This window comes from Mesorhizobium vachelliae (assembly GCF_033977325.1).
Lineage (GTDB): Bacteria > Pseudomonadota > Alphaproteobacteria > Rhizobiales > Rhizobiaceae > Mesorhizobium > Mesorhizobium vachelliae.
In genome coordinates this window covers 136,055-142,822 of the sequence record NZ_JAVIIR010000018.1, presented here as the reverse complement: position 1 = coordinate 142,822, position 6,768 = coordinate 136,055, and the positions used below count along the sequence as shown (strand labels likewise).

General features: G+C 61.1%; 4 protein-coding genes. All 4 read right to left on the bottom strand.

Annotated elements, in window-relative coordinates; genetic code table 11:
• Window positions 1-1,469, bottom strand: a 1,469-nt coding sequence (locus RFM41_RS29410) for a hypothetical protein (protein ID WP_320319322.1), incomplete at its 3' end; no start/stop codon positions are given.
• A gap of 876 nt (window positions 1,470-2,345) precedes the next feature.
• Window positions 2,346-3,560 carry a hypothetical protein gene (locus RFM41_RS29405; protein ID WP_320248566.1) on the bottom strand — a complete coding sequence of 405 codons (1,215 nt, stop codon included), beginning with the start codon at window positions 3,558-3,560 and terminating at the stop codon, window positions 2,346-2,348.
• Window positions 3,561-3,569: 9 nt separating this feature from the next.
• Entirely contained in the window at window positions 3,570-4,883 is a 1,314-nt protein-coding gene (locus RFM41_RS29400; RefSeq protein ID WP_320248567.1) for an HlyD family type I secretion periplasmic adaptor subunit, read from the bottom strand.
• A gap of 12 nt (window positions 4,884-4,895) precedes the next feature.
• Window positions 4,896-6,608 (bottom strand): type I secretion system permease/ATPase, encoded by a 1,713-nt coding sequence (locus RFM41_RS29395; RefSeq protein ID WP_320248568.1) that lies wholly within the window; start codon window positions 6,606-6,608, stop codon window positions 4,896-4,898.
• Window positions 6,609-6,768: the final 160 nt, after the last annotated feature.

Here is a 6,768-nt window from a genome sequence, read left to right as displayed (position 1 = left end):
CCGCTGCCGCCACCGAGGCCGCCGAGCGCGCCGCCGAGACCGCCGGTCACACCACCGACCACGCCGCCGAGCGAACCGCCGAGGCCGCCGTCGCCATCGCCGCCACCGAGACCGCCAAGCGCGCCGGTCAGGCCGCCGACGACGCCGCCGAGCGAGCCGCCGAGGCCGCCATCGCCGCTGCCGCCACCGAGACCGCCGAGCGCGCCGGTCAGGCCGCCGACCACGCCGCCGAGCGAGCCGCCGAGGCCGCCGGCTCCACCACCAATGCCACCGACTGCTCCGCCAATGCCACCGACCGCGCCATTGAGGCCGCCAGCCACACCACCGACCGCGCCGCCAATACCACCGACGGCGCCGGTCACCCCACCGGCTGCTCCGCCGAGACCGCCGAGCGCGCCGGTCACACCACCGACCACGCCGCCGAGGGAGCCACCGATACCGCCGGCCCCACCACCAATGCCACCGACTGCTCCGCCAATGCCACCGACCGCGCCATTGAGGCCGCCAGCCACACCACCGACCGCGCCGCCGAGCGAGCCGCCGATACCGCCGGCCCCACCACCAATGCCACCGACTGCTCCGCCAATGCCACCGACCGCGCCATTGAGGCCGCCAGCCACACCACCGACCGCTCCGCCAATGCCACCGACGGCGCCGGTCACGCCGCCGACCGCTCCACCGAGGGAGCCACCGATACCGCCGGCTCCACCACCAATGCCACCGAGCGCTCCGCCAATGCCACCTACAGCGCCGGTCACGCCGCCGAGTGAGCCGCCGATGCCGCCGGCTCCACCGAGGCCGCCGGCCACACCGCCCACCGCTCCGCCAAGGGCGCCGCCGATACCGCCAGCCGATTTACCGCCGGACTTTCCAGCGCTGCCGCCGACCGAGGCACCGCCACCGCCCTTGCCACCGACCGAAGCGCTACCGCCGGACGATTTGCCACCGACCGAAGCGCTGCCGCCGGCCGAGGCGCCGCCACTGGCCTTGCCACCGACCGAAGCGCCACCGCCGGACGATTTGCCACCGACCGAAGCGCTGCCGCCGGTCGAGGCGCCGCCACTGGCCTTGCCACCGACCGAAGCGCCACCGCCGGACGATTTGCCACCAACCGAAGCGCTGCCGCCGACCGAGGCACTGCCGCCGGCCTTGCCACCGACCGAAGCGCCACCGCCGGACGATTTGCCACTAACCGAAGCGCTGCCACCGGCCGAGGCGCTGCCGCCGGCCGACTTGCCACCGACGGAGGGGCCGCCACCAGACGACCTGCCGCCAACCGAGGCGCTGCCGAGCGAACCACCAAGACCACCAACTGATCCTCCGAGACCTCCGAGCGCGCCGCCGCCAAGACCTCCACCCGATCTACGCCCGCCAGCAATAGCGGTGTCTCCCTGAGCGACGAGAGCCGACAGCAATGCAATTGTTGCCGTGGAAAGGAAGAAATGAGAACGCCTGCTGATCCTGGACATGGTACTCTCCTGCTAATTGCCTCTTGTGCTGTTCCGCACGACCAACGGTCTCGGCGGCTCCCCGCCGGGAGATTCCGTAAACTGAAAAGCCGGCTCGACACGCGCCAGCTTGGTAAAAACCAAATCTTTGCTTTCTCGCCCTGGAGGCGAACTCGTTACGCTCACGCTTTTCGAACTGAAGCGACCCGAGCCTTTCTGCCGAGCTGCAGATGGAGGATTGTCGCGCCGGGAAATCGCGAGAGCCGCTCTGCTCAACACGGCGAACGGATTCGTATCCCTTGCGATCGACCGCTCTGTAGCGCCTGACAAGCGAAGCCCAGCAGTTGCTGCCGCTTCGGGAAAGACGCCGGAACGTCCAAAATTTGCCACGTCCGTTGTCTCCTCGACAGAATTTGGCGCGCGCGACCGCAATCACGGCCTGCCACCACGGCAAGCCGAATGAACAGTTCACTTCAAAAGAATCTCTCCAAGCCGGCTACAAAACCGGTTGGGTTTTGTTGCTAACGATGCCAAAGACTTGGAACCACCTAAGTCTTAATGACTTCTATTCCGCAAAATAGCTCATCCAGAACCCTCGCTTTGAACGGTTCTCTCAACAACGTTACTCAAGCCTGCCACATATGGTGAAGAGCGTCATTGTTTATTACCCGGAAGTATTGACTGAAACGCCTCGGGTAATCTTCTTTTCTTATATGACTCCTGGCCGCAAAGTATCGCGCGGAGACCAGATGGACTCTACGACCGCGCGAAGAACCACTACGCAAACAGCGGGCTGGCTATCGAAATGAGCTTGCTACCGATGTTCTCATTTAGGGCCATACCAAGTTCATAAGCAGAGCCCTTGCAGAGCCATCGACGGGATCGCGACAGGTCCGCCTAGGCAACATGCTGAATCGAAACGTGGATTGAATGGTCCGTGTCGGTGTGCGCGTCATCCTCGATAATGGGCTGGCCAACAAATGTCAGCGTCGGGGTGATAGCGTCGGCGACGCCTTCGGTGATTTGCAGCGCCGCGTGTGCGACCTCGAACATATTTGACGGCGCCCCGGAAGCGACATCCGCCTGTGTCTCCGTCACCCCAACGCCCTGGGTCGAGGCGGCATCCGAAGCGTGTGCCGTTGCGCCTCCATCCGCTGCCGCTTCCGAGCTGGCGCCGCCGCCAAGAAGGCCGACAGCAGCGTTGATCAGGCCACCCACGATACCGCCGTGGCTGCCTGTCAGGGCGGTAGCGACACCGCCATCACCGTCGCCAACGAGACCGCCGCCAAGGACACCGCCAAGAGCGCCATCTTTGCCAACAAGACCTTCAAGGATCTCGTTGCTGGTGACGGTCAGGCCGCCAAGGACATCGCTGTTATGTTCGCCGACCAGCGCCCCCAGAACGCCATCTTTGCCGACAAGGGTGTCGACCGTCTCGGCGATCATCGGCACGACGCCGAGCCCTCCGCCATCTCCGAGCAGGTTGTTTGCGACATCGCCGACTGCTTTCAGCGCATCTCCTGCTGCACTCAGGGCGTCGTTGGAGTCGATGACGGACGATGCACCGTGAGCCCCTTCGATCGTTCCGCCTTCTGCAGAATTTATGTGAGCTGCCGATGGCGAATGGCCGGTATCGGTCGGCGTCGACACCGTAGCGACGTCGTTCGCAGAATTCGCTGTATTTCCATCGTTTGCCGCGGCTGGTGAGGGGGCGGAATCCGACGCGTGCCGCAAAGTCTCGGGCGTGCTCTCGGAAGTCAACGTACTTGCCGCTGCTGTCCGCGCGGCGATCTCGCCGCCGTTTGTGGCGGCAGGTCCATTGTCCGCGTTGGTAACATGCAACGCGTGATCAGCTGTTTTTGAGTGATCAATGCCAGGCACGGCCTGATCTGCAGAAACGGAAGAGTCTGACCGGCCATCGTCGTCGTGTGAAAAACTCGCTTTTGAATCCGCGCTGGAAGCGGCTGCCTGCTCCTGATCGAGCAGCGCTAGGCCCAGGCCTACGGTGCCGGCCGTTAGCGCAAAATTCAGCGCATTGCCCACCTTGCCAGCTTCTGTCTTGCTGTCGGAACGACGGCTCTTGCGGCCATCGAACTTCTCTATATCTGCCATGGTTGACCCTCACTCCTCTCGAAACGCGTGCCCGACTTCATCAAGAAGCGGCCCAAGCAGGTAACCTATCAGGGTTCGTGATCCGTTAGTGACCACCACTTCCGCCGGCATTCCTGGCTGCAGGGAAACCGTCGATTTGTTGAGGTCGTCGGGATTGATACTGGTGCGGATCGCAAAATAGCTCAGCCCAGAGCGCGAATCCGTGATCTTGTCCGCCGAGACGCTGATTATTTCGCCGCGCAGTTGCGGGCGCTCATTCCTCGGCACGCCGGTTAGCCAGATGTTGGCGGCTGCCCCTGTGTTGATGCCGTTGATATCGGCAAGCGGCAACCGGGCTTCGACAATGATCGGGTTGTCAGAGGGAACAATGTCCATCAGCTTTTGGCCGGCTTGAACGACTCCACCTTCCGTGAATACGGACAAATCAACGATCGAACCGCTGACAGGCGACCTGATAAGCGTTCGATTCATCACATCTTGCGCCGCCTTGAACTTTGGCAAAGCCTCCGCCAACGAGGATTGGGTTGTTCGAATCTGATCGACTATCTCGTTGATCCGTTGGCGCTCCAGCTTGGCGATGGCGAGTTCAGCCTCGCCGGATTCCTGCGTAGTCGTGGCAATTTCAGCCGTACCCGAGCCTATGTCGGCAAGTATGCGGGCTGCAGCCCTTTCCAGCTCGAGAACACGTGTCTTGGGCGTAAATCCCGAAGCAGCCAGCTTTCGAGCACCTTCCATCTCTTCGAGCATCAAGGCATTTTGCTTCGAAAGCCCCTCTTTTTGCGCTTCCAATCCGGAGATTTTCTCGCGGAGCTGCGCGACCTTGGACACGAGCATGCCTTTTTCGGCTTCGTACTGATGCGCTCGCGCAAGCATCACCGCCGATTCGTTTGCAACCGTACCCTCCATTCCCTGAGACAAACGGGCTTCCGCTCGGAATTTTTCCAGGCAAGCAGAGTGGGCATCGTCACGCTCACACAACAGACGGGCTTGGCGCGCAACCAGGGTCATGACCTCGGCCTTGGCAATGTCGAGCTTTGCTTGAGACTCCGTTCCGTCGAGCTCGATCAGGGGCTGGCCACGCTCGACATGTTGACCCTCCGTGACTAGGAGCTTGGAAATGATACCGCCATACGGATGTGCCACCGATTGTCTCTGGGCTTCGACCTGCAAGCTGCCCTCGGCGATCGCCGCACTCGAGAGGGGCGCCACATAACCCCAACCGACGACCAGCAGCACAAAGGCCAGCAATGCGACCGCTCCCCATAGGGCGGGACGCCACGGATTGCGATATGCAGAGCTGTCGGGAGCGGAGATAGTGGTCATAGGCGCTGTCCCTCAGCTTGGCAGAGCGGGAGCCGCGAAGCTCTGCGGCGGGCCAAATTTGTCAATTTTGCCGGAATTCAGCGCAAGTACGGTATCGACCACTCTGAGGATGGCAGGCTGGTGGGTGACCACAACGATGGCCGTGCCCTGAGCCTTTATGAGGAACAAGGCCTTGCTGAGCGCGCGTACGCCTTCAACGTCCAGATGTGCATTTGGCTCGTCCAGAACCAACAGCCGCGGACGCCCGAGCAAAGCCCTTGCCAGGCCGATGCGCTGGCGCTGTCCGCCCGATAATCCCAGTCCGCCCGGACCAAGCATGGTGTCGTATTGCTTGGGCAAGGCCAGGACCATCTCGTGGATGCCCGCGAGTGTCGCTGCCTCCATGATCTGCACGATGGAGGTATCGTTAAAGCGCGAGATGTTTTCTCGGACGCTGCCGGCGAACAAGCCGACGTCCTGAGGCAAATATCCCGTAATGCGGCCAAATTCCGCTGGATCCCAGTGTGTATAGTTCAGTCCGCCAAAAGAGATATCGCCTTCGGCGGGCTCCAGGGCGCCGATCAACAATTTGGAAAGCGTGCTTTTTCCCGAACCGCTTGGTCCGACAACTGCCAACGCCTCACCTTCTCCGATTCTGAAGGATATATCGTCCAGGACCGGCTTCGGTCGTCCTGCGGCCCGATAAGAGAGTTTTTTTACATCGAGCACGGTTTCGTTGGTCGGTACGATGGTCTTGAGATCGCTTTCGGGAATTTCGTTTAGGAGGTCTCTGATACGCTGATAACCCATCCGGGCCGCCGCTGCCTGCTTCCAAGCGGTTACGGCTTGTTCGACGGGTATGATTGCGCGCCCCATGATAATGCTGGCCGCAAAAATCGTTGCTGGGCTGATAGAATGATCGATCGCGAGCCAGGCACCGGTACCAAGTATCAGGGATTGGAGAAGAAGCCGCGTGAACCGAATTCCAGCTTGAATCAACGCATTCCGATCACTCGCGAAGGCCTGTCTGACAAGCATTCCCGCGCGGCTTCCCTGCCAGTGGCGCTCCACGGCCGACTGCATGCCCATGGCGCGGATTACATCCGCGTGCTGCATGATATTCTCGGTAAAGACAAATGACCGTCTGGCAGCAGCCTGGGCGTCATCCATGGGCTTTCGGGTGACGGCCTCGTTTAGAAAAGCGAACCCCAGCAGCAGCGCTGCACCGACCGTTGCCACCACGCCCAAAATGGGATGGATGAGAAAGAGAATGATGAGATAAATCGGGATCCACGGGACATCGAATAAAAAATGGATGCCAGGACCGGTGACGAAGGCACGGAACTCGTCCAACTCCCGCAACGGCAGGGCGCCAAGTGAGTATCCGCTCCTGGATGATTTCTGCACCAGCGCAGAAAACACGCGGCTTGCCAGTTTTTCGTCAAGCAGGATGCCGCATCTCGTCAACATCTGGGCCCGCATGGCATCCAGGACTGCCATGACAAGCAGCGCTGCTATCAAAATGAGCGTTAGCAGTACAAGTGTCGGAATGCTTTCGCTTCGCAACACGCGATTGTAGACCTGCATCAAATAGAGGGGTGAGCTGAGATAGAGCAGGTTGATCATGCTCGAGAAGATGCCCACAGCAATAATGTAGGGGCGGAGCGATCTTATCGCCAAGCCGATTTCGGTTTCTGCGCGCTTCTTGGTCGGTCGAAACGGTGCGGTTGCATCAGCCAAGGACATCAACAGGTCTCTTCGTTACTTTCGCCAAAGACAAGATCAGGACAATAGGCTTAAATTTTCCCTCGGCGGGTTCCACCTTTCCGTTCGTTTGCAGTAGTCCCAACCGCAGATCCCGCGTCGGATCGAAGCGAGGTCAAATCCCGGGCATCAACCGCTGCGA